The following is a 20,443-nucleotide window of genomic DNA, read 5'->3' on the forward strand; positions in this document are numbered from 1 at the left end:
AATCCTGATGTTGAAAGGGCCCGGAAACGGGCCCTGAAGAGAACGATAACTGAAACTATAACAGGCCCACGGTCATATGCAGACCGTAGAATAATCCCCGGCCCAGCAGTTCCCCGACCACGACAAACAACAGCGCCACGCAAAGCATCGCCACACCCGGTTCCTTCCCTTTTAACAGCGGAATAAACCAGATAGCCAGCGCGGCGATCAGTAACACCACGCGCCACGACATGATAGCGCCATAGTCCGGAACCAGCGCGGATGCCTGATGCAGCGAGGTCTGAATCGTCGCCAGCTCACTGCTTTGCAGCAGTACCGCGATAACGCTCAGCACTACCGCTGCGCAAGAAATCGCGGGCAGCGTAAGCGGTGAACGGAAACGGAATCCGGCGAAGCGCAGCAGGAAGCCCCCCAGTAACGGGCCGCCAATCAGCGCCGTGAGGAAAAAGTGCGCCGTCGTCCAGCCGCTGTGCCAGGTCGGCACGGTATCGATGGAGTTATAAACCCGCGCCATCATCCAGACAAACACCACGCCCAGCACCATCGTGACGCTCATCCACAGCCGGCTCGCCGCCGCCGGTAGCTTATTGAGTACGCTGAGCAGCCACCAGAAACCGCCCGCCGCAAAGAACAGCGAACCGCTGGCGATTTCATTACTTAACGCCGATGACCCAACGCGATTAAGCGAATTAAAAGCCCGCAGCGGCGAGCCGAGGTGAATCACGGAGGCGATAAACCCCAGCCCCATCAAGATCCATAGCCCGAGCATGGCCCATAACACCCGCTGACGCTGCTGCTGATTGCCGCTCTGAGTCAGCAGCGCGCAGGACATAACTATAAATGCGCCGACCACGCACTGGCCAAAAACCGTAAAAATCACCAGCGGCCACTCTAACCATCCGTTGCCCATGTTATACCTCCTTAGGATTCGCCAGATAGCCCGTCTTGTCGCCCGTCGGGCGGCTGTTGGCATTGGGCTTGATGACCAGACAGGGTCTGGTGAAACGGGATGCCGGTAATGGCGCAACCTGATCGAGCGTTCCATACTTCTCGCGCAGCTCATCGATGGGACCGAAATCCATCGCCCGCAGCGGGCAGGATTCCACGCACATTGGCTTTTGCCCCTCGGCGACGCGGGAATAGCAGCCGTCGCACTTCGTCATGTGACCTTTGCTGGCATCATACTGCGGCGCGCCGTAAGGACAGGCCATATGGCAGTAGCGGCAGCCGATACACACCTCTTCATTGACGACCACAAAGCCATCTTCGCGCTTATGCATCGCCCCGGTCGGACACACTTTGGTACAGGCGGGATCTTCACAGTGGTTGCAGGAGATCGAAAGATAATAGGCAAACACATCGTGATGCCAGGTATTACCGTCTTTCTGCCATGCGCCGCCGGCGTATTCATAAATTCTCCTGAAATTCACTTCAGGCGTCAGGTCTTTATAATCTTTACAGGCCAGCTCGCACGTTTTACACCCCGTGCAGCGCGCTGAATCAATGTAGAAACCATACTGAGTTGTCATTAGCTAATCCCTTATGCCTTTTTAACTTCAACAAGGTTGGTGTGCTGCGGGTTACCTTTCGCCAGGGGCGAAGGTCGCTGGGTCGTGACAACGTTCATACTGCCGCCATGGTCGATTTTTTTACCGTCTGGCTCATACCACGCCCCTTCACCCATCGCCACCACGCCGGGGATAATTCTTGGCGTCACCTTCGCGCTGATATGGATCTCGCCGCGATCGTTGAACACGCTGACCAGATCGCCATTTTTTATGCCGCGCGGTTCAGCATCGATAGGGTTGATCCACATCTCCTGCAGACAGGCGGCCTTAATCACATCAACGTTGCCGTAGGTGGAATGCACCCGGGATTTGTAGTGGAAGCCGCAAAGCTGCAGCGGGAATTTTTGCGTCAGCGGATCGAGATGGCTTTCAAAACCGGGCGAATACACCGGCAGCGCGTGGATCACATCCCCTTCCGGAAGCGTCCAGGTTCTCGCCATCTCCGCCAGCCGTTCAGAGTAAATTTCAATCTTCCCTGACGGAGTTTTCAGCGGATTTTGCTCGGGGTCTTCGCGGAACGCTTTATGCGCCACAAAGTGCCCGCGGGGATCCATCATTTTGAAAATCCCCTGCTTCTGGAATTGTTCAAAAGAAGGCAGATCGGGAATATTGTTAGCTTTGGTCTTCTCGTAAAGATGGACTAACCACTCTTCCTGGGTTCTTCCTTCGGTGAATTTCTCCTCAACGCCCATACGCCGGGCCACTTCGGTACACATTTCATAAATGTTTTTACATTCGAAGCGCGGCTTGATCGCCTGGCTGGCGAAAATGGCGTAGCCGAGGTTGCTGGTATAACCGTCCATACAGAAATCCATTTGCTCGGAGGCGGTGCAGTCCGGCAGCAACAGATCGGCGTATTTCGCCGATGAGGTCATGTGGTTATCGATCACCACAATCATTTCGCACTTCTTATCGTCCTGCAGGATATCGTGGGTTTTATTGATATCGGAGTGCTGGTTAACCAGCGCGTTGCCCGCGTAATTCCAGATAAATTTAATCGGCACATCCAGTTTATCTTTCCCTCTGACGCCGTCTGCCGTCGCTGTCATCTCCGGGCCGCGCTCAATCGCATCGGTCCACAGGAACACGGAAATACTGGCTTTCACCGGATTTTCCAGCACCGGCATCCGTTCAAAAGGAATCGCGAAGCTCCCCTCGCGCGCCCCGGTATTACCGCCGGAAATGCCCACGTTGCCGGTGAGAATCGGCAGCATAGCGATAGCCCGGGCGGTTAACTCGCCGTTGGAATGGCGCTGCGGTCCCCAGCCCTGGCAGATATAGGCCGGTTTAGTACTGCCGATTTCCCGGGCCAGCTTGATAATTCTGTCGACCGGGATGCCGGTAATATCAGAAGCCCACTGCGGAGTTTTAGCGATGCCGTCATCGCCCTGACCGAGGATATAAGCCTTATAGTGCCCGTTCGCCGGCGCGCCGGCCGGCAGGGTTTTCTCGTCATAGCCGACGCAGTATTTATCGAGGAACGGCTGGTCAACCATGTTCTCGGTAATCAACACATGAGCGATACCGGCGACCAGCGCCGCGTCGGTGCCCGGACGGATAGCGATCCACTCGTCTTCGCGCCCTGCCGCGGTGTCGGTATAGCGGGGATCGATAACGATCATCCGCGCGTTGGAGCGTTCCCGGGCCTGCTGGAGCTGATAAGTAATCCCGCCGCCGCTCATGCGGGTTTCCGCCGGGTTATTGCCGAACAGCACCACCAGACGGGTATTCTCGATATCGGACATACTGTTGCCGTCGCCGGTGCCGTAAGTGTACGGCATCGCACAGCTGATCTGTGCGGTACTGTAAGTACCATAGTGGTTCAGATAACCGCCGACGCAGTTCATCAGCCGCGCCACCGGAGAGTTTGCCGGCGGCCACGAACGCGCCACCGTACCGCCCAGCGCCCCGGTACCGTAATTGAGGTAAATGGCCTCATTGCCATACTCTTTGATGATTCTTTTCAGATTGTCGCTGATTAAATCAAAGGCCTCTTCCCAACTGATTTTTTTGAATTTCCCTTCACCACGTTTGCCGGTTCTCAGCATCGGATACTTCAGGCGATCCGGGTTGTAGACCCGGCGGCGCATTGAGCGACCGCGCAGGCAGGCTTTCACCTGGTGAGTACCGCCGTAGATGTCATCACCGGTGTTATCGGTTTCAACATACTTAATTTCCCCGTCCACGACGTGCATACGCAGCGGGCAGCGACTACCGCAGTTTACGGTACAGGCGCTCCAGACAATTTTTTCTTCCGCGGGCGAGAGCGCCGCGCCGGGTTGCGCGCAGGCTATTCTGGAAAACGGTAGGCTGAAGGCGCCGCCCACCGTCGCCAGACCACCCAGCGTGGTGGCCTGCATCAATTTTCGGCGGCTCACCGTGGAGTGGAGTATTTTTTTTGACATCTTATCATCAGACATGCTCATGAATTGCTCCTGACCGTGCGGGGCATTTTCCCCTGGTGGATATCCTTAATTACAGCGTTAGCAGAATTGTTAGTTATTTATAGTAGAATTCCCTGTGCATAACATCCTATAGAAGCTAAAAGGCGATATTGTTTGAAATCAAATTAAGCAAAAAAAATAACATCAGCGATTCTTAATTTTAAATATCAAGTGAAAAACATGACATCAGCCAGGAAAAATTCTTAGCCATTTTCACATGGCATAATATTAAGGATAATTGCAAATGTTATTTTTTCGTGTCTATAAAAACGCCTTCAGGCGCTGTTTTTGAGATCTTGACAGCGATTGAAAAAGCTAATAATCAACACCATCATCTAAATTTATAACCTTTAAAATCAATAAGTTATAAATAAAACACATAAAGAAAAAATTTAACTATCAGCAGATGGCGTTTACCCCGCCAGGGATACAAAACCACAACTTTCAAATGAAAATAATTATCATCTAAAACCAGGATAAAATTCCCTTTCATTCCACAGGCCGATGTGGATCACAAATATCAGCACAATATCAAAGGTTATACTGACGCATAAAAAGCAAACTTCCCCGGGTCGCAAAGTGAGTATTTTTTTAGCAATTCGTTATATATAAAATTATATCACGATTAATTTCCTCCACTACTCCTCAGGGAGTATTCGACAATATTTTCAGTAAACATCACCACCATTTCAGCGAATTTGTGGCTAATATCACGAATAAGCACTTGCCGACACAGGGGGCTCTGCAGTTGGAAATTCCGCTCCGCCGGGAAAGAGATCCGGGCGCGCGTTGGCGGCCAGCCTGGAGATGCGCATCAACGCCGCCCTGCGCGGCGTTGGTCTGACATACGTGGCGAAAGATACAGTGTGGATCTGCTGAAGTGCGGAAGATGGGTGTGAACCCTTTCCGGGTTTCTATCTCTACTATCCGGGCCGTAAACAGCACACTCAGGCGTTTTCTCTGCTGCTGAATGCGCTGATAGCCGGGCGGAAGCCAGGATCGCCGTCCGGGAATTTAAATCAGTAGCTGTAACCCGGTTTTTTCACCAGATAATCAGCCTGTCCCATAATCTGCGGGTCATAAACCTCTTCTTTCCAGCGATCCGCCGCCACATCAATCATTGCCACAGACAAGGCTTCCTCTTTCGAACCAAAATGATCTTTCAGGATTTGACACATCTGCGCGGCGATAGTCTGTTTCTCTTGATCGCTCAATTCACGGGGAAAATACTTAATTTCGATATGCGGCATGAAGCTGGCTCCGGTTTACAATTCAACGTGGTATCACAGAAACTAGCATAGCGTGGAATGAAAATCGTGCCGAATTCCTGTCGCTGCGGTATATACCCTGAATAATTCAGGACCGCGACGCAAAGTCCCCCGGGAGCTTACCGCGGCCCGCGATCGGCAAAAGTGCATGGCTGGCCCGGGCCAGATAACCCCCTTTTATGCTACTCTACTGTTCCTGCGTTACCCGCGATACCATCCTGACGAGTGAAGAAACTGCATGCCGCGCGATAACCTGAACGATCTGGAAGCCTTTGTTACCGTCGCCAGAGAACAGAGTTTTACCCGGGCCGCCGCGCTGCTGGGCGTCTCTCAGTCGGCCTTAAGCCATACCATGAAAGCCCTGGAGGCGCGCCTCGGGGTTCGCCTGTTGCGCCGCACTACGCGCAGCGTTTCAGTAACCGATGCCGGGGAGCAACTGCTCAACAGCCTGGGGCCGCGGATTGATGAGATTAAACAGGAGCTGAATGCCCTGCTCGACATGCGCGACAAGCCGGCCGGTACCGTACGTATTACCGCGACGGATTACGCCATCACCCATGTCATCTGGCCCAGGCTGGCGGCGGTGCTGCCGGAATACCCGGATATCAATGTCGAGCTCATTATTGACTACGGCCTGACGGATATTGTCGCGGAACGCTATGACGCGGGCGTGCGTATGGGAGAACAGGTTGCCGACGGGATGATTTCGCTGCGAATTGGCGCGGATATACGCTTCGCCGTCGTCGGCGCGCCAGCCTATTTCGCTACCCGTCCGGCGCCGCAAACGCCTCAGGAATTGCTGGAACACAACTGCATCAATCTGCGCCTGCCAACCCACGGCGGCATACACGCCTGGGAATTCGCCCGGGATGGCCGGGAAATAAAAGTGCGCGTCACCGGGCAAGCGGTGTTTAACAGCAGTAACCAGATGCTGGCCGCGGCCCTGAGCGGTATCGGACTTGCCTGGGTGCCGGAGGAAATGGCGGCGCCTTACCTGCGCGAGGGGAAATTGATTCGCGTACTGGAACCCTGGTGCCCGCTCTGGGACGGCTACCATCTTTACTATCCGAGCCGCCGCGAACTTTCCAGAGCCTTTACGCTTGTAGTGGATGCGCTACGCTACCGCCGTTGAGGCCGCAAATAAGATAAAGAGGGCGCCAGAACGGCGCCCTCTTTCGCTCAACCAGAAAGAAATCTATTATTTAAATACTTCAGCAACAGCCTCAAAGTTCGGACCATGCTCACGGGCGGCAATAATCACATAATATTTTCCGCCTTTTTCATCCGCCAGTTTTGATAACTTTTCATGTAAATCAGTCGGCGAACCAATTTGACCACCAGAGGCCCCCACAGAAACATTACCAATATAAGTCAGTTTAAAATGATGCGCTTCATCCTTAGAGATCAGATCCGCTGCAGAGGCACTAAACGCAGCAAAAGACGCCAGTAATGCAGAAGTCACCAATAGCTTTTTCATCATGTTATCCTTTCATTGTTTGTTTTGCTCAGAGAGTATAGAACAGGTTTTTTAAAGTTGCCCGAATTATTCATTTACTGAATGAATAACCGCAGCAAGTGTGAAAGAAAACATTTAAAATCAATAAATATCAACATGTTAATGATTTTCAGCGTCGGTCGAGCGAAAGCGCCCCCGGGCCAGTGACCGCCAGCAATAAGAAACCACCGGCAATACTCACATTCTTATAAAAATTAATCATATTGCCGGTAACCGCGTCACCGGTCATATTCCAGTAGCTATGGCCAATAAAGGCGGTCGCTAATGTATAGAAGACAAAAATAACCGCCAGAGGACGAGTAAAGAAGCCAATGACGATCAGAATCGCCGCCACTACCTCCATGAGCACCGCAATAACCGCGGCCACTTCCGGGGCCGGCGTACCCAGCGTCGTCATATACTGAACCGTACCGCTGAACCCGGTCATTTTTGGAATGCCAAAAATGATAAACAAGGCAATAAGCGCCAGCCGGGCAATTAACAGCACCAGCGGCTTCGCGCCGCCAAAATCGAAATAGCGTAAACTGTTCATATTACAACCTGCTCTTAAATAAGGAAATCACCATTAAAAACGTAATACATAAACGGCGGGCTCGCCAGGCAGGTCTTTACTACAGAATAAAATTTTACTGCGTGCGCTGAATCGTTTCTGACCCGCTGGACAGCGGGTAAAGCGGAGAGAAAACGGCTGCGTGGACACAAAAAAATCAATCATGGCAGATAACACTCTGCCCGGTTCGCTGTGGCGCGGTTAAATCAGGTCTGCGGCTCCTCCTGCGCAGCATGCTTTAACAGCCGGTAAAGCTCGTCTTTGATTCTGAGCTTGTCGCGCTTCATGGCCGCCACCTTGTCGCAATAGCCGCTACCATCGGCATGCTCCAGGCGGGAAATTTCGGAATCAAGGTGTTGGTGTTTATCAAACAACGATCTGAATCGGGGATTGGCGTCTTTCAGTTCAGTGATGAGATGGCGAAATTCTGGGAACATATAAAAACACTCCTTCTCAGCATGATGTCCACGCCCTGTTATGGTTAACATCTTCGCGCCGGAAAGTCATGACGAAAACGCCGAAATGAGGCCGCGATCAAAGCGACCGTCCTGTGGCGTGGCAGGTATTGGGCAAATAAAAAGAGTATGCTGGCGGAAATCAATCATATGGAGAAGACAATGGAACAGTTTCCCCCTGCCGCGACGCCGCCGCAGGTTCCGCTGGTTGGCGTCGGCGTACTCATATTTCGCGATGGTCAGTTGCTGCTTGGCCGACGTCGGGGTAGTCACGGCGCGGGTAGCTGGTCGGCTCCCGGCGGGCATCTGGAGTTTGGGGAGAGCGTGGAACACTGCGCGCGCCGCGAAGTTTACGAAGAAACCGGCCTGCGCCTGGATACCGTGCTTCCCGGCCCGTGGACCACCAGTCTTTTTCCCGAAGACAAAAAACATTACGTCACCCTTATCACCCGGTCATGGAGCGATGAGGGCGCGCCTCAGCGTCGGGAGCCGGAAAAATGCGACGGCTGGCAGTGGTTTGCGCTACAGGCGCTGCCCGAGCCGCTTTTTCATCCGCTGGCGCAATTAATCGCCGCCGTCGGCCTGCCGGGGTTAGAGCAACTGGCGATCCGGCCTGCGCAAATTAAGTGACATCGTCACATTAATCCGGTGACGGATAAATTCATTAGCCGCCCGGGGTAAATGTCCTTTAAAGTGATGGCGCTGTGCCCCTGGCAACGACAAGGAACTGATATGAATCTTGAAGAGATTATTCGCAACCGCTACACCTGCAAAGCCTATGATGAGTCCCGCAAAGTCACGCCTGACCAGAAGCGGCAACTGATGGAGCTGCTGCGTCTGAGCCCGTCTTCGGTTAATTCCCAGCCCTGGCACTTCTTTGTTATCGATACGCCGGAAGGGAAAGCGCAAATACTCCCGGCCTTCAGCGAGGCCAATGCCGCGAAAATCGACAAATCCGCCCTGACCGTGGTGTTCACCACCCGTACGGAAATTGATGAAGCGCACCTTAACCACCTGCTGGCGCAGGAACAACAGGACGGGCGCTTTATCAATGACGACGCAAAGTCTGCCCAGGATACCGGGCGCCGCTATTTTGTCAACCTCAACTCCGACTCAGTCGAAAAGCAGCGTAACTGGATGGCGCGCCAGGCCTATATTTCGCTGGGTTTCCTGCTGCTGGGCGCCGCCGCCCTCGGGATGGACGCCACGCCGATCGAAGGTTTCACGCCGCCGGCGATGGATAAAGCGCTGGGTCTGGAGGAAAAAGGCTTAACCAGCGTGGTGGTTGCAACGGTCGGGTTCCGCGGCGAGGGGGATTTCAACACCGGACTGCCAAAATCTCGTCTCCCGCAGAGCGAAGTGATTACCCTGCTGTAACCCTTCAGATGGCAGCGCAGGCCGCCATCTGACTGCTGACAAAGGGGAAAAACGCGGTTTTTCCCCTTTGTGCTTAACCGCCGAAAATCCAAAAGTTCATTTGCCTGGTTTTTTCCGGCGATCTCTGCCGGTTCGACGATAACGCATGGTTTATCATCAATCTTATGGCTGCCGCCCGGCAGCCATTCCTCTCTGCGCCAGTGGTTAATCATTAACCGGACTGGCGTTTTTTATCTATCGCTCCCCGGCCGAACCCGACAGTGTTTCCGTTATGTACTGATAAATAAGCCTAAATTCTGAACGACCATTTTTCATCCACTTACAGGATGTTTTGCGTCACTTATCATTTATCGGTAGGATCCCTCGCCGGATTTTTCATACCGCCCGCGAATAATGGCCGGATGAGGGAACGGACGCGCCGCCATAAGCGGCGATGACGGTGGAAAGCCGGATAATACAGATTGATTGATGACAGGGTGACATTAACGTAAATGCAAACAACCAAACACGAAGCGGCGAAGCGCCGCTGGCTGAACGCCCAGGATGCCGGTTATCACAAAGCGATGGGTAACCGCCAGGTACAGATGATTGCCATTGGCGGCGCCATCGGCACCGGGCTGTTTCTCGGCGCCGGCGGACGTCTGCAGGCCGCCGGACCCGCGCTGGCGCTGGTTTACCTGGTATGCGGCATCTTTTCGTTCTTTATTCTGCGCGCGCTGGGCGAACTGGTACTGCACCGCCCGTCCAGCGGCAGTTTCGTCTCCTATGCCCGGGAATTTCTCGGCGAAAAAGCCTCTTATGTCTGCGGCTGGATGTACTTCGTTAACTGGGCGATGACCGGTATCGTGGATATCACCGCCGTGGCGCTCTACATGCACTACTGGGGCGCGTTTGGCGATGTTCCGCAGTGGGTATTCGCCCTTGGCGCGCTGGCCATCGTCGGGACGATGAATATGATAGGCGTACGCTGGTTCGCCGAAATGGAGTTCTGGTTTGCGCTGATCAAAGTGCTGGCTATCGTGATTTTTCTGGTGGTCGGCGTGGTGTTCCTCGGCACCGGCAAACCCCTGGACGGCAATAGCACCGGTTTTCACCTGATCACCGACAACGGCGGGATCTTCCCCCACGGTATCCTGCCGGCTCTGGTTCTGGTCCAGGGCGTGGTGTTCGCTTTTGCCTCCATTGAACTGGTGGGTACCGCGGCGGGAGAATGCAAAGATCCGCAAACCATGGTGCCGAAAGCCATCAACAGTGTTATCTGGCGCATTGGCTTGTTCTACGTCGGCTCTGTGCTGCTGCTGGTGATGCTGCTGCCGTGGAACGCTTATCAGGCCGGTCAAAGTCCGTTTGTCACCTTCTTTTCGAAGCTCGGCGTGCCGTATATCGGCAGTATTATGAATATTGTGGTACTGACCGCGGCGCTGTCCAGCCTCAACTCCGGCCTGTACTGCACCGGGCGTATCCTGCGATCCATGTCGATGGGCGGTTCCGCGCCGCCGTTTATGCAGAAAATGAGCCGCTATCAGGTGCCTTACGCCGGAATTCTGGTGACGATTGCGATTTATGCGGTAGGGGTGTTTCTCAACTACCTGGTGCCGTCACAGGTGTTTGAAATCGTGCTTAATTTCGCGTCGCTGGGGATCATTACTTCATGGGCGTTTATCGTCATTTGCCAGTTAAAGCTGCGCCAGGCTATCAAAGCGGGCAGCGCGCAGGAGGTCAGTTTTAAACTCCCCGGCGCGCCGTTCACCTCCTGGCTGACGCTGCTGTTTCTGGCGGCGGTACTGGTGCTGATGGCCTTTGACTACCCCAACGGCACTTATACCATTGCGTCGATACCGCTGATCGCCACGATTCTGATCATCGGCTGGTATCGGGTGCGCGGGCGAGTCGCCGACATTGCCGACACGGTGTATCAACAGGCGCCGGAACAAACGAACCCGGACACCCCGCGCTAACCGCCTGCGGCAGGGCCAACCCTGCCGCGTTTCACTGCCCGCCGCGCGGGCGCAGAATCGAACGATCGACATCCTCAATTCGGGTGTGGCCGCAAAATGCCATACTGATATCCAGTTCCTTATAGATGATATCGAGAATGCGGCTCACCCCCTGCTCGCCATACGCCCCCAGTCCGTAGATAAACGCCCGGCCAATCAGCGTACCTTTGGCCCCCAGCGCCATCGCCCGCAGTACATCCTGCCCGCTGCGAATACCGCTATCGAGATACACCTCCAGCTTATCGCCCACCGCCTGGACAATCTCTTCAAGCACTGAAATGGTCGATGGCGCGCCGTCAAGCTGACGACCGCCGTGGTTGGAAACCACGATCGCATCCGCCCCGGCCTGCGCCGCCCGTAGCGCATCATCGACCTCCATAATACCTTTAATGATCAGTTTGCCGCCCCAGCGGGCTTTGACCCATTCAACATCATCCCAACTGAGGCGCGGATCAAACTGCTCAGCGGTCCAGGCGCTGAGCGACGAAGTGTCGCTAATATTTTTGACATGCCCGACAATGTTGCCAAAACTGCGCCGCCGGGTGCGCAACATGTTCAGGCACCACGTCGGTTTGGTCATCATATTGAGCATATTGACCAGCGTCAGTCGCGGCGGCGCGGAAAGTCCGTTCTTAATATCTTTATGCCGCTGCCCCATAACCTGTAAATCCGCCGTCAGCACCAGCGCGCTACAACCGGCGTTGCGGGCGCGCTCAATCAGCCGGCCCATAAATTCACGATCGCGCATCATATACAGCTGGAACCAGAACGGGCGCGATGTGGCGGCGGCTACCTCCTCAATGGAGCAGATACTCATGGTGGACATAATGTAGGGAATGCCAAACGCTTCCGCCGCCTTCGCCGCCAGAATTTCGCCATCGGCATGCTGCATACCAATCAGCCCTGTCGGCGCCAGCGCTACCGGCATCGTGACACTGTCACCCACCATCGTGGTGGCCAGGGAGCGATTGGTCATATTCACCAGCACTTTCTGGCGCAACAGGTAATTGTCAAAGTCAGATGTATTGCGGTTGTAAGTCGCTTCCGACCATGAGCCGGAGTCGCAGTAATCCACAAACATACGGGGTACTCTGCGGTAATACACTTTGCGCATATCCGCCACGCAGGTAATCATCCCGAGGTTATACATTTTGTGTCCTTCTCTGTTGTTGTCATCATTTACAACTCCCTTACAAAAACGCAACTACGCGCTCAGGTCAATGACGAAATCAGATAACGGCGCTAAATGTGATCTTTTACGGAAAAATTCTGCAAAATTATATTGTTATGCTGGCTTTACGGGCCAGAGATCGCAGGGATGAGCGGTGTACAGGAAGCGCCACGCCGGGCGGCGTGGCGCGCAAAACGCCGCTTAGGCTTTATCGCCCAGCGCGATGCGGATAACCTCATCAGGACTGGTGGCTTCCTGCTGGCGGCTGGAGGCCTGCTTAACGCTGACGTACAGGGTCTGGCCGTCCGGAGACAGCGCCAGGCTGTTAGGGTGCGTCGGCGCCGTTATGGTTTTGATCGCTTTCAGGGTTTTCGCGTCAATAATACTGACGCTGCCTGCTTCGCGATGTGTCACGTACACTTCATTGCGAGCCGGGTTAAACAGCACCGCCAGTGATTTCGGGACCGCGACTTTATCGGTTACTTTACCGCTGCGGGTATCGACAACCAGCAGATTTTCCGCTTTCGAGTCAGTGACAAACGCCCGGTGGTTGGCGCTGTCGAGGCTGATATTCAGGTACATATGTTCCTGGCCATCGTCCTGCAGCTTGTTACGGGACAGCACTTTGTCCGTTGCGGTATCGATGGTCACAAACTCTCCATCGCCATTGCTGGTATAAATACGCTTCGCCGCGCTATCGAGCGCCAGCCCGGTATTGGCTCTGCCAAGACCGGTAATGGTATTACGCAGGGTCAGGGATTCGCCATCCACCACCCACAGCACGCTATCTTTGCCGAGACCGGAGACATACACCGTATTGGTGGTTTCATCTACCGCCAGTTCGCGGGGCGCCAGCGGACGCTCTTTCTCGGTACGTTTACGCTCGTCCAGCACCAGCCGTCCTTTTACCTGCGCGCTTTTTGCATCGATGGCGGTCACCGCGCTATTGGTGGTATTGCCGAAATAGAGGGTATTGGTTTTGGTGTTGATAGCAGCGCCAAACGGCTTCAGATCGTTATGGATAATCTGGGTGATGGCCAGGGTTTGCGGATCCAGACGATAAACGACGCCGCCTTTATCCAGTGAACGACTCTGGGATGTCGCCAGATACAGCGCATTCTCCTGCGGGCTGAACGCCATCTCATAAGCCCCCTTTCCAACAGGTTCACGCAGCATCGCTTCTGCGGCGCTGGCGCTGAACGTGGTCACGGTGGCGCTGAAGACCAGCGCGCTGGCAAGCAGCGTACGGCAGTGGCGTGCAACAAACAGATTAACAGACGGCATAATGTATTCCTTTCAGTCCATATATTAAATGCATCACATTGAATCCATTTTAAATCCGGCGCTACCTCGTCACCGGTTATCTTTAAAATGATTATGAGAATCATAATCATTTCTTTTAAAGATCGGAAGCGTTTGACATCAAAGCTCAGGCAATAAATATTCACCCAAGATATGATAAGTGTGATCAAGTTAACAATTTAAATGTTTTGTAAAAAGCATTACCATGTAAGCACTATGTTACAAAAAGTGCATGATGCGCTGCCGCTGGTCCCGATGTTATGAAAATTAATCACCTTATACGTTTCCCCCTTCCTCTGTTTCTGCTGCCGGCGATCTTCGCTCCCGGATACAGCGCCCCGCTCTATGCCGCTCAAAATCAACAATCGACGATGATCGTTACGGCAACCCCGGGGGCGGTTTCCGAACTGGATACTCCCGCCGCGGTGAGCGTGGTTAATGGCGACGATATGCGCCGGGCGACGCCGCGGGTCAATCTGTCTGAGGGGTTGGGCGCGGTACCGGGGCTGCAAATCCAGAACCGGCAAAATTTTGCCCAGGATCTGCAGATTTCGATGCGCGGCTTCGGCTCCCGCTCTACCTACGGCGTGCGCGGTATCCGCATGTATGTCGACGGCATTCCGGCAACCATGCCTGACGGCCAGGGGCAGACATCAAATATTGACATCAACAGCATTGACCATCTGGAAGTGCTGCGTGGTCCCTACTCCGCCCTGTACGGCAATGCCTCCGGGGGGGTTATCAATATTGCCAGCCAGACCGGCCGGCAGCCCACCACCCTCGAAGCGGGTACCTGGTACGGTAGCTATGGCTCATGGCGCAATAACCTGAAAATTTCCGGCGCTACCGGGGACGGTACCCGGGCCGGCGATGTGGATTACATGCTGTCCGCCAGCCGCTTTACCACCCAGGGCTTTCGCGATCACAGCGGCGCGCGTAAAAATACCGGTAACGGAAAGATCGGCGTGCGTCTTAACGACGTCAGTAAATTGACGCTCAGTTTCAACAGCGTGGATATTAAAGCTAACGATCCCGGCGGTCTGACCGGGCAGGAGTGGCGCGATAATCCACGCCAGGCGCCGCGCGCCGACCAGTACAATACCCGCAAAACCGTAAAACAAAACCAGATTGGCGTACGTTATGACCTCCAGCCAGGGGCAAATGACGATCTCAGCGCAATGGCCTGGGCCGGCGAGCGGGAAACGGTGCAGTATCAGTCGATTCCCGTCGCCCCACAGCTCAACCCGACCCACCCCGGCGGGGTTATCTCCCTGACCCGCCACTATCAGGGCATCGATACCCGCTGGACACACCGGGACACGCTGTTCAGTCTGCCGGTCAGCTTCACCGCCGGCGTGGACTATGAAACCATGACCGAAAAGCGCAAGGGGTACGAAAACTTTCGCGAACAAAATGGCGTCACGGTACCAGGGGAAAAAGGTAATCTGCGCCGCGATGAGCGCAACCTGATGTGGAATCTCGATCCCTACCTGCAAACCTCCTGGCAATTGACGGACAAACTGAGCTTTGACGCCGGCGTGCGCTATAGCTCTATCTGGTTTGATTCCAACGACCACTACATTACCGCCGCCAACGGCGATGACAGCGGCGATACCCGCTACCATAAATGGCTGCCGGTCGGCTCCCTGAAATATGCCCTGACCGAAAGCTGGAATGTTTACCTTTCCGCGGGGCGCGGATTTGAAACGCCGACCATTAATGAGCTTTCCTACCGCGCTGACGGCCAGAGCGGCCTGAACTTCGGCCTGCAACCGTCAACCAGCAACAATGTGGAAATCGGCAGTAAAACCCGCCTCGGCAATGGGCTGCTTACCGCCACGCTGTTCCAGTCCGACACCGATAATGAACTGGTGGTGGACCAGAGCAGCGGCGGTCGTACCAGCTACAAAAATGCCGGGAAAACCCGCCGCCGCGGCGCCGAGCTGTCCTTCGATCAGCAGTTCGGCTATGACTGGCGGTTACAGATGGCCTGGACCTGGCTGGACGCCACCTATCGCACCAATGTGTGCGGCGCGGAACAGGACTGTCGCGGTAACCGGATGCCAGGTATCGCCCGCAACATGGGCTACGCCAGTTTTGGTTATCAACCGGAGAGCGGCTGGTACGCCGGTGCGGATATCCACTATCTGAGCGACATTGAGGCCAATGACCAAAACACCGCCCGGGCGCCCTCCTGGACCACGGTGGGACTGAATACCGGGTATAAACTGCGAGCCGGCGACTGGCTGCTCGATCTCTTCGGCCGGGCGGATAATCTGTTCGACCGCCAGTATGTCGGATCGGTCATCGTTAATGAGAGTAATGGTCGTTATTTTGAACCGGCCCCCGGCCGCAATTACAGTATTGGCGCCACCATCAGCTATCAGTTTAATTAACGTCAGCGGGCGGGAGATTAATCCCGCTCGTTAATATTTGCTCCGACGCATTATCGCCCTTTTTCACCGCCGCCCCGGCAGATCGGGTCACTGGCTAATAGCTTTGCAAAAATCTATCACGCCCGGATATGCCTTTAATTTTCCTGATCTTTCGGCCTGCCCTGAACGCTACATTCAGTAACGAAAAGCCACTACATCCGCTCAGAGCCCGGCGCTGAAGCGCGCCTGTCGTCAGCGTTTTCGGCCTGCCGGAAACGTCGGTCCCGCCCTGCTGTCTGTATCTGTCCGTCTTCTGGCTGGCGATATAACTGTTGTCCGACGATCGGGAAGACACCTCGCAAAATGGGTTGATGAATCACTATTTTTATTGGCACTTCCTCCGCTATTGCACAAAATAGCGGCGGTGCTCCGTGATATCGGTAATTGGCGATATGTGCTATATTGTAGATATGGTATATATTAGCTATTGCGATAGTAAGGAGTGAACAATGGCTGGCAAACAAAAGGCAACTGACGTCCCCGTGACCGTACTTTGTGTTAGTCCGCAACCGGGCGGGCGACCACCGCAACAAACGGTCATGTACGCAGAGGTGCCTCAGGATCAGGCGGATCGGTATATTATGGTGCAAATCCCCGACACAATGGATACCCGCGATTTTTATCTGGCGCTGGAAAGCGCCATGACCACGCTGGTAAATGTGAAAACGCGCCGCGCGGCGGCAGATCAACCACTTCAGGCGCCGGAGGCGGCGGCGACCCCGGCGTTCAGCCAGCGCAACAGCGACAGACTGAATGGGCTGAAAGAAAGCGTTCTGGCGGACAGCCGCTGGCTGCTGGCCCGGGAGGTCAGCGAACTCACCGGCTCTGGCATCGCGGTTAAAAACCCCAGCGCGGTCCCCAATCGCTGGAAGCGGGCCAAAAAAATCTTCGCCATTCCGCTGGAGGGCAAAGATCTCTACCCGGCCTATGCGCTGGATGAAGGCGGGCAGCCCCTGCCGGTCGTTAAAAAGTTGCTTGAACTGTTTGGCGAGTCAAAGACCCCCTGGTCTCTGGCGTTCTGGTTTGGCTCTCCGAATAGCTGGTTGAGCAATCAGAAGCCGAAAGATTGTCTGGTCGCGCAGCCGGAAGCGGTATATCACGCGGCGCAGCAAGAGCGGGAAGGTCCGCTGCATGGCTGAGCATGAAACGGCCTGCCAGCTTCCCTTCCCTGAACCGCCGGCCAGCGCGCTGATAAAAACCGCGCTCTGGCCGGCCGGGAAACCCATTGAGCGCATCCACTCCACCCGTCTGGCGGGGGCGCTGTTTAACCCCGGCTACGGCAGCGCACGCTTCAGCCCACTCACTCCGGCCCCTGGCGTCACCATTCCCACACTGTACGGGGCGGAAAGTATTGACGTGGCGCTGATGGAAACCCTGCTTCACGATTTACCGCTGCGCTGTGCCGGTCTGGGGGTTGAATTAAGTAAACTCCAGGCGTTGACCCATAGCCAGTTAATCGCCCGCGAGGATCTGGCGCTGCTCGATGTCAATCCGCGCACCCTCAAAAAACTGGGTATCACTCAGTATCAGCTACTCGGCTCCGGCCTGAGGACTGGCCCGACACCCGGCGCTGGGCGGCGCAGTTTTACCGCGATAATCCCACGGCTCAGGGGCTGCGCTGGGCATCGAAACAGCATGGCGACAAAGCGCTGATGCTGTTTGGCGACCGTATTACGCCAGGCAGCCTGCAGCTCAATTTCTCGACGCCCGCGGCCTCATCTCCCGCATTGTATCTTGCGCTGGAAAGGCTGGCGGACGAGATGGCGCTGGCGCTGATACCCGACATCCTGTAGCGCCCTTGCCGGCATGGCGCAGACCGCGCTCAAATACGGGCGGTGTCAGAACGGCGCTGAACAAAGGGAGGTAAAGTTTCATCCCCTGACTGCAAAGTGACAGGCCTCTCCGGGGTATCGTCGTCTCTCCCCAGGCGGGCGGGTACTGTAACGCCCGGTGATTTCCCCTGCGTCTTCTATACTTTTTATTATCTTGTCTTAGCCCGGGAAGCCTATGCCATTAGCTGAATTTCACCGCTCAACCCCCTTTACCATGGGCATCGAACTGGAACTGCAGGTGATTGATCCCCCCGGCTACAACCTGAGCCAAGATTCCAGCGCGCTGATTGATGCAATTACCCCGGAGATTACCGCCGGCGAGGTCAAACACGACATCACCGAAAGCATGCTGGAGATAGCCACCGGCGTCTGTAACGATATTCACCAGGCGGCGAGCCAGTTCAGCGCGATTCAGCAACGCATTCTGCACCATACCGGCCGCTTAAATTTGCTGATTAGCGGCGGCGGTACTCATCCGTTTCAGACCTGGCAGCGCCAGGAAATCAGTGATGACGCCCGCTACCACCGTTCGCTGGAGATGTTCGGCTATCTGATTCGCCAGGCCACGGTATTCGGTCAGCATGTCCATATCGGCTGTCCGGACGGCGATGACGCGATTTACCTGATGCACGGGCTGGCGCGCTACGTCCCACACTGTATTGCGCTGGCTGCCTGTTCGCCGTGGATACAGGGTCATGACACCGGTTTTGCCTCATCGCGGCTGAATATCTTTTCCGCATTTCCCGATCACGGTCCGGCGCCATGGATGAATAACTGGAATGATTTTTCGCGGGTTTTCCGCCATCTGGAAAGTACCGGGATGGTAGAAAGCGTTAAGGATTTACACTGGGATATTCGTCCCAGTCCGAAATTCGGCACCGTAGAAGTCCGGGTAATGGATACGCCGTTAACCCTCAGTCACGCCATTAACATTGCCGGGTTTATCCAGGCGCTCTCCTGCTGGCTGCTAACGGAAAAGCCGTCTAAACCCTGTCGGGACGATTATTTACTGTACCCCTTTAACCGCTTCCAGGCCTGCCGCTACGGGCTTAACGGAACCCTGACCGACCCGCGCGACGGCAGCCAGACCACCATTGGCGAAGATATCCTGCGTCTGCTGGATAAAATCGCCCCCGCCGCCGCAAAACTTGGCGCAGACAGTGCGCTGGACGAGCTGGCGCGTTTTGTTCGCCAGCCGGAAAACGTGTCGGATACCCTGCGCGCCGCCGTGGCCGATGGGGGCTCGCTTTCTGCGCTGGTGCGCAAACATTGTGAATTGTGGGCGGCGCAGTAACCCTTTTCCCCTGACCGTCGTCACACCCCGGCCATAAAAACCGCTCACTTCGCCGCACAGCGAAGTGAGGCGCGGTTTTATTCCGTATTATCAGGATCTTCACACTAATAATACGGAGGCAGCCATGTACGATATCCATGTACAGTTAGCAGACACCCCTGGCGCGCTGGGGCGTTTCGGGCGCATCATGGGCGCCGCCGGCGTCAGTCTGGAAGGGGGCGGCGTTTTCAGCGCCGCGGGGGTTTGCCATGGGCACTTTTTAGTCGCCGACGGGCGCGCCGCCGCCGAAGCCGCCCAGCAGGCCGGCGTGGCGGTCGTCGCGGTGCGCGAAGTGCTTATCCGCCAGTTGAATCAGCAATTGCCCGGGCAACTCGGCGAGATTTGCGCCATACTCGGCGCCGCGAATATCAATATAGTGACTCAGTACAGCGATCACGATAATCGACTGATCCTGGTGACCGATGATAATGATAAAGCGCGGATACTCACCGAAGCCTGGACACCGCCGGAGGCGCCATGACTGAAGAGGAATGTTTGCCCGAGCGACTGGCCCGCGTCGCGGCGGCGATTGCCGACGCCAGCCGGGCGCGGATGCTCAACGCCATGATGGACGGAAGGGCGTGGACCGCGACCGAACTGAGTCTGGCGGCCGGCGTTTCCCCTTCGACCGCCAGCAGCCACCTGGCGCGCTTAACAGAGCAAGATCTGACCCATTGTGTGCGCCAGGGCAAACATCGTTACTACCGCATCGCCCGTCATGATGTCGCTCATCTGCTGGAGATGCTGATGCATGTTGCCGACAGGCCTTCGCCAGCGCTGAAAACCCGCACTCCGGACAGCCTGCGTTTCGCCCGCACCTGCTATGACCATCTGGCCGGCAGCCTGGGCGTCGCGCTGCACAATGCGATCCTCGCCAGAGGATGGCTGGCGGAAGATACCTATCAGTTGACCCATGAAGGTGAGCGCCAGTTTATCCGGTTGGGTATTGACTGCCAGGCCGCTGGCTCGCGCCCCTTTGCCTGCCATTGCCTCGACTGGAGCGAGAGGCGAATGCACATTGGCGGCCAGTGCGGCGCCCGGCTACTGGCGCTGTTTATCGATAAACGCTGGCTGACTCGCATCCCCGATAGCCGCCAGCTAACCCTGACATCCCCCGGGGAGAAAATGCTGAAACGACACTTCGGACTGGAACATGGCTGATGCGGCGGGGAATCACGGTTCCCCGCCCTGATAT

At 55.4% G+C, this 20,443-nt stretch carries 20 protein-coding genes; 11 read left to right on the forward strand and 9 right to left on the reverse strand.

Annotated elements, in window-relative coordinates:
* Nucleotides 1–55: 55 nt before the first annotated feature.
* From AQ981_RS02150 to pptA, 4 genes are all read right to left on the reverse strand, one after another.
* Complete coding sequence (locus AQ981_RS02150) at nt 56–910, reverse strand: DmsC/YnfH family molybdoenzyme membrane anchor subunit (RefSeq protein ID WP_058910096.1); 855 nt, start codon at nt 908–910, stop codon at nt 56–58.
* Nucleotide 911: 1 nt separating this feature from the next.
* Entirely contained in the window at nt 912–1,529 is a 618-nt protein-coding gene (locus tag AQ981_RS02155) for a DMSO/selenate family reductase complex B subunit (protein WP_058910097.1), read from the reverse strand.
* Between the two features lie 11 nt (nt 1,530–1,540).
* Nucleotides 1,541–3,973: a DMSO/selenate family reductase complex A subunit gene (locus AQ981_RS02160; RefSeq protein ID WP_121500607.1), complete on the reverse strand. Its 2,433-nt coding sequence runs from the start codon at nt 3,971–3,973 to the stop codon at nt 1,541–1,543.
* Between the two features lie 1,058 nt (nt 3,974–5,031).
* The gene (gene pptA, locus AQ981_RS02165; protein WP_058910098.1) at nt 5,032–5,262 is read right to left on the reverse strand and encodes a tautomerase PptA; all 231 of its coding nucleotides are present in this window, start codon (nt 5,260–5,262) and stop codon (nt 5,032–5,034) included.
* 256 nt (nt 5,263–5,518) lie between these two features.
* On the opposite strand from pptA, the gene AQ981_RS02170 reads away from it, so the two are divergent.
* The gene (locus tag AQ981_RS02170) at nt 5,519–6,412 is read left to right on the forward strand and encodes a LysR family transcriptional regulator (protein ID WP_058910099.1); all 894 of its coding nucleotides are present in this window, start codon (nt 5,519–5,521) and stop codon (nt 6,410–6,412) included.
* Between the two features lie 66 nt (nt 6,413–6,478).
* Here AQ981_RS02170 and AQ981_RS02175 read toward each other — a convergent pair whose 3' ends face one another.
* The 3 genes from AQ981_RS02175 to AQ981_RS02185 all read right to left on the reverse strand — a co-directional run bounded on the left by AQ981_RS02175 (nt 6,479) and on the right by AQ981_RS02185 (nt 7,783).
* Complete coding sequence (locus tag AQ981_RS02175; protein ID WP_058910100.1) at nt 6,479–6,757, reverse strand: YdgH/BhsA/McbA family protein; 279 nt, start codon at nt 6,755–6,757, stop codon at nt 6,479–6,481.
* A gap of 148 nt (nt 6,758–6,905) precedes the next feature.
* Nucleotides 6,906–7,328 carry a DoxX family protein gene (locus AQ981_RS02180; protein ID WP_058910101.1) on the reverse strand — a complete coding sequence of 141 codons (423 nt, stop codon included), beginning with the start codon at nt 7,326–7,328 and terminating at the stop codon, nt 6,906–6,908.
* Between the two features lie 224 nt (nt 7,329–7,552).
* A complete protein-coding gene (locus tag AQ981_RS02185; protein ID WP_058910102.1) occupies nt 7,553–7,783 on the reverse strand; it encodes a DUF465 domain-containing protein in 231 nt (76 codons plus the stop codon).
* A 180-nt stretch (nt 7,784–7,963) separates the two neighbouring features.
* Between AQ981_RS02185 and AQ981_RS02190 the strand changes: the two genes are divergently transcribed.
* The 3 genes from AQ981_RS02190 (at nt 7,964) to ansP (ending at nt 11,136) form a co-directional block, all read left to right on the forward strand.
* Complete coding sequence (locus AQ981_RS02190; protein WP_058910325.1) at nt 7,964–8,431, forward strand: nucleotide triphosphate diphosphatase NUDT15; 468 nt, start codon at nt 7,964–7,966, stop codon at nt 8,429–8,431.
* Between the two features lie 102 nt (nt 8,432–8,533).
* Entirely contained in the window at nt 8,534–9,178 is a 645-nt protein-coding gene (nfsB, locus tag AQ981_RS02195; RefSeq protein ID WP_058910103.1) for an oxygen-insensitive NAD(P)H nitroreductase, read from the forward strand.
* A 491-nt stretch (nt 9,179–9,669) separates the two neighbouring features.
* Nucleotides 9,670–11,136, forward strand: coding sequence for an L-asparagine permease (gene ansP / locus AQ981_RS02200; protein WP_058910104.1), 1,467 nt, complete (start codon nt 9,670–9,672; stop codon nt 11,134–11,136).
* 31 nt (nt 11,137–11,167) lie between these two features.
* On the opposite strand, the gene AQ981_RS02205 is transcribed toward ansP, so the two are convergent.
* Both AQ981_RS02205 and yncE read right to left on the reverse strand, forming a co-directional pair.
* On the reverse strand, nt 11,168–12,325 hold the full coding sequence (locus AQ981_RS02205; protein ID WP_058910105.1) for an alpha-hydroxy acid oxidase: 1,158 nt from the start codon (nt 12,323–12,325) through the stop codon (nt 11,168–11,170).
* Between the two features lie 222 nt (nt 12,326–12,547).
* Nucleotides 12,548–13,630 (reverse strand): 7-bladed beta-propeller protein YncE, encoded by a 1,083-nt coding sequence (gene yncE, locus AQ981_RS02210; RefSeq protein WP_058910106.1) that lies wholly within the window; start codon nt 13,628–13,630, stop codon nt 12,548–12,550.
* A gap of 278 nt (nt 13,631–13,908) precedes the next feature.
* Here yncE and pqqU point away from each other — a divergent pair, with 278 nt between their 5' ends.
* The 7 genes from pqqU to AQ981_RS02240 all read left to right on the forward strand — a co-directional run bounded on the left by pqqU (nt 13,909) and on the right by AQ981_RS02240 (nt 20,409).
* Nucleotides 13,909–16,044 (forward strand): TonB-dependent receptor PqqU, encoded by a 2,136-nt coding sequence (gene pqqU, locus AQ981_RS02215; protein WP_058910107.1) that lies wholly within the window; start codon nt 13,909–13,911, stop codon nt 16,042–16,044.
* Nucleotides 16,045–16,532: 488 nt separating this feature from the next.
* On the forward strand, nt 16,533–17,222 hold the full coding sequence (locus AQ981_RS27970; RefSeq protein WP_071608780.1) for a hypothetical protein: 690 nt from the start codon (nt 16,533–16,535) through the stop codon (nt 17,220–17,222).
* Nucleotides 17,215–17,736 carry an RES family NAD+ phosphorylase gene (locus AQ981_RS02225; RefSeq protein ID WP_058910109.1) on the forward strand — a complete coding sequence of 174 codons (522 nt, stop codon included), beginning with the start codon at nt 17,215–17,217 and terminating at the stop codon, nt 17,734–17,736. The genes AQ981_RS27970 and AQ981_RS02225 overlap by 8 nt, the downstream gene beginning before the upstream one ends.
* A complete protein-coding gene (locus AQ981_RS27975) occupies nt 17,736–17,876 on the forward strand; it encodes a hypothetical protein (RefSeq protein ID WP_121500602.1) in 141 nt (46 codons plus the stop codon). Before AQ981_RS02225 ends, AQ981_RS27975 begins: the two co-directional genes overlap by 1 nt.
* 214 nt (nt 17,877–18,090) lie before the next feature.
* Complete coding sequence (locus tag AQ981_RS02230; protein WP_058910110.1) at nt 18,091–19,209, forward strand: YbdK family carboxylate-amine ligase; 1,119 nt, start codon at nt 18,091–18,093, stop codon at nt 19,207–19,209.
* Between the two features lie 124 nt (nt 19,210–19,333).
* The gene (locus AQ981_RS02235; RefSeq protein WP_058910111.1) at nt 19,334–19,729 is read left to right on the forward strand and encodes a hypothetical protein; all 396 of its coding nucleotides are present in this window, start codon (nt 19,334–19,336) and stop codon (nt 19,727–19,729) included.
* Nucleotides 19,726–20,409, forward strand: coding sequence for an ArsR/SmtB family transcription factor (locus tag AQ981_RS02240; RefSeq protein ID WP_058910112.1), 684 nt, complete (start codon nt 19,726–19,728; stop codon nt 20,407–20,409). Before AQ981_RS02235 ends, AQ981_RS02240 begins: the two co-directional genes overlap by 4 nt.
* The last annotated feature ends 34 nt before the right edge of the window (nt 20,410–20,443 follow it).

Origin of the sequence: Entomohabitans teleogrylli, assembly GCF_001484765.1 — a bacterium.
GTDB classification, from domain to species: Bacteria; Pseudomonadota; Gammaproteobacteria; order Enterobacterales; family Enterobacteriaceae; genus Entomohabitans; species Entomohabitans teleogrylli.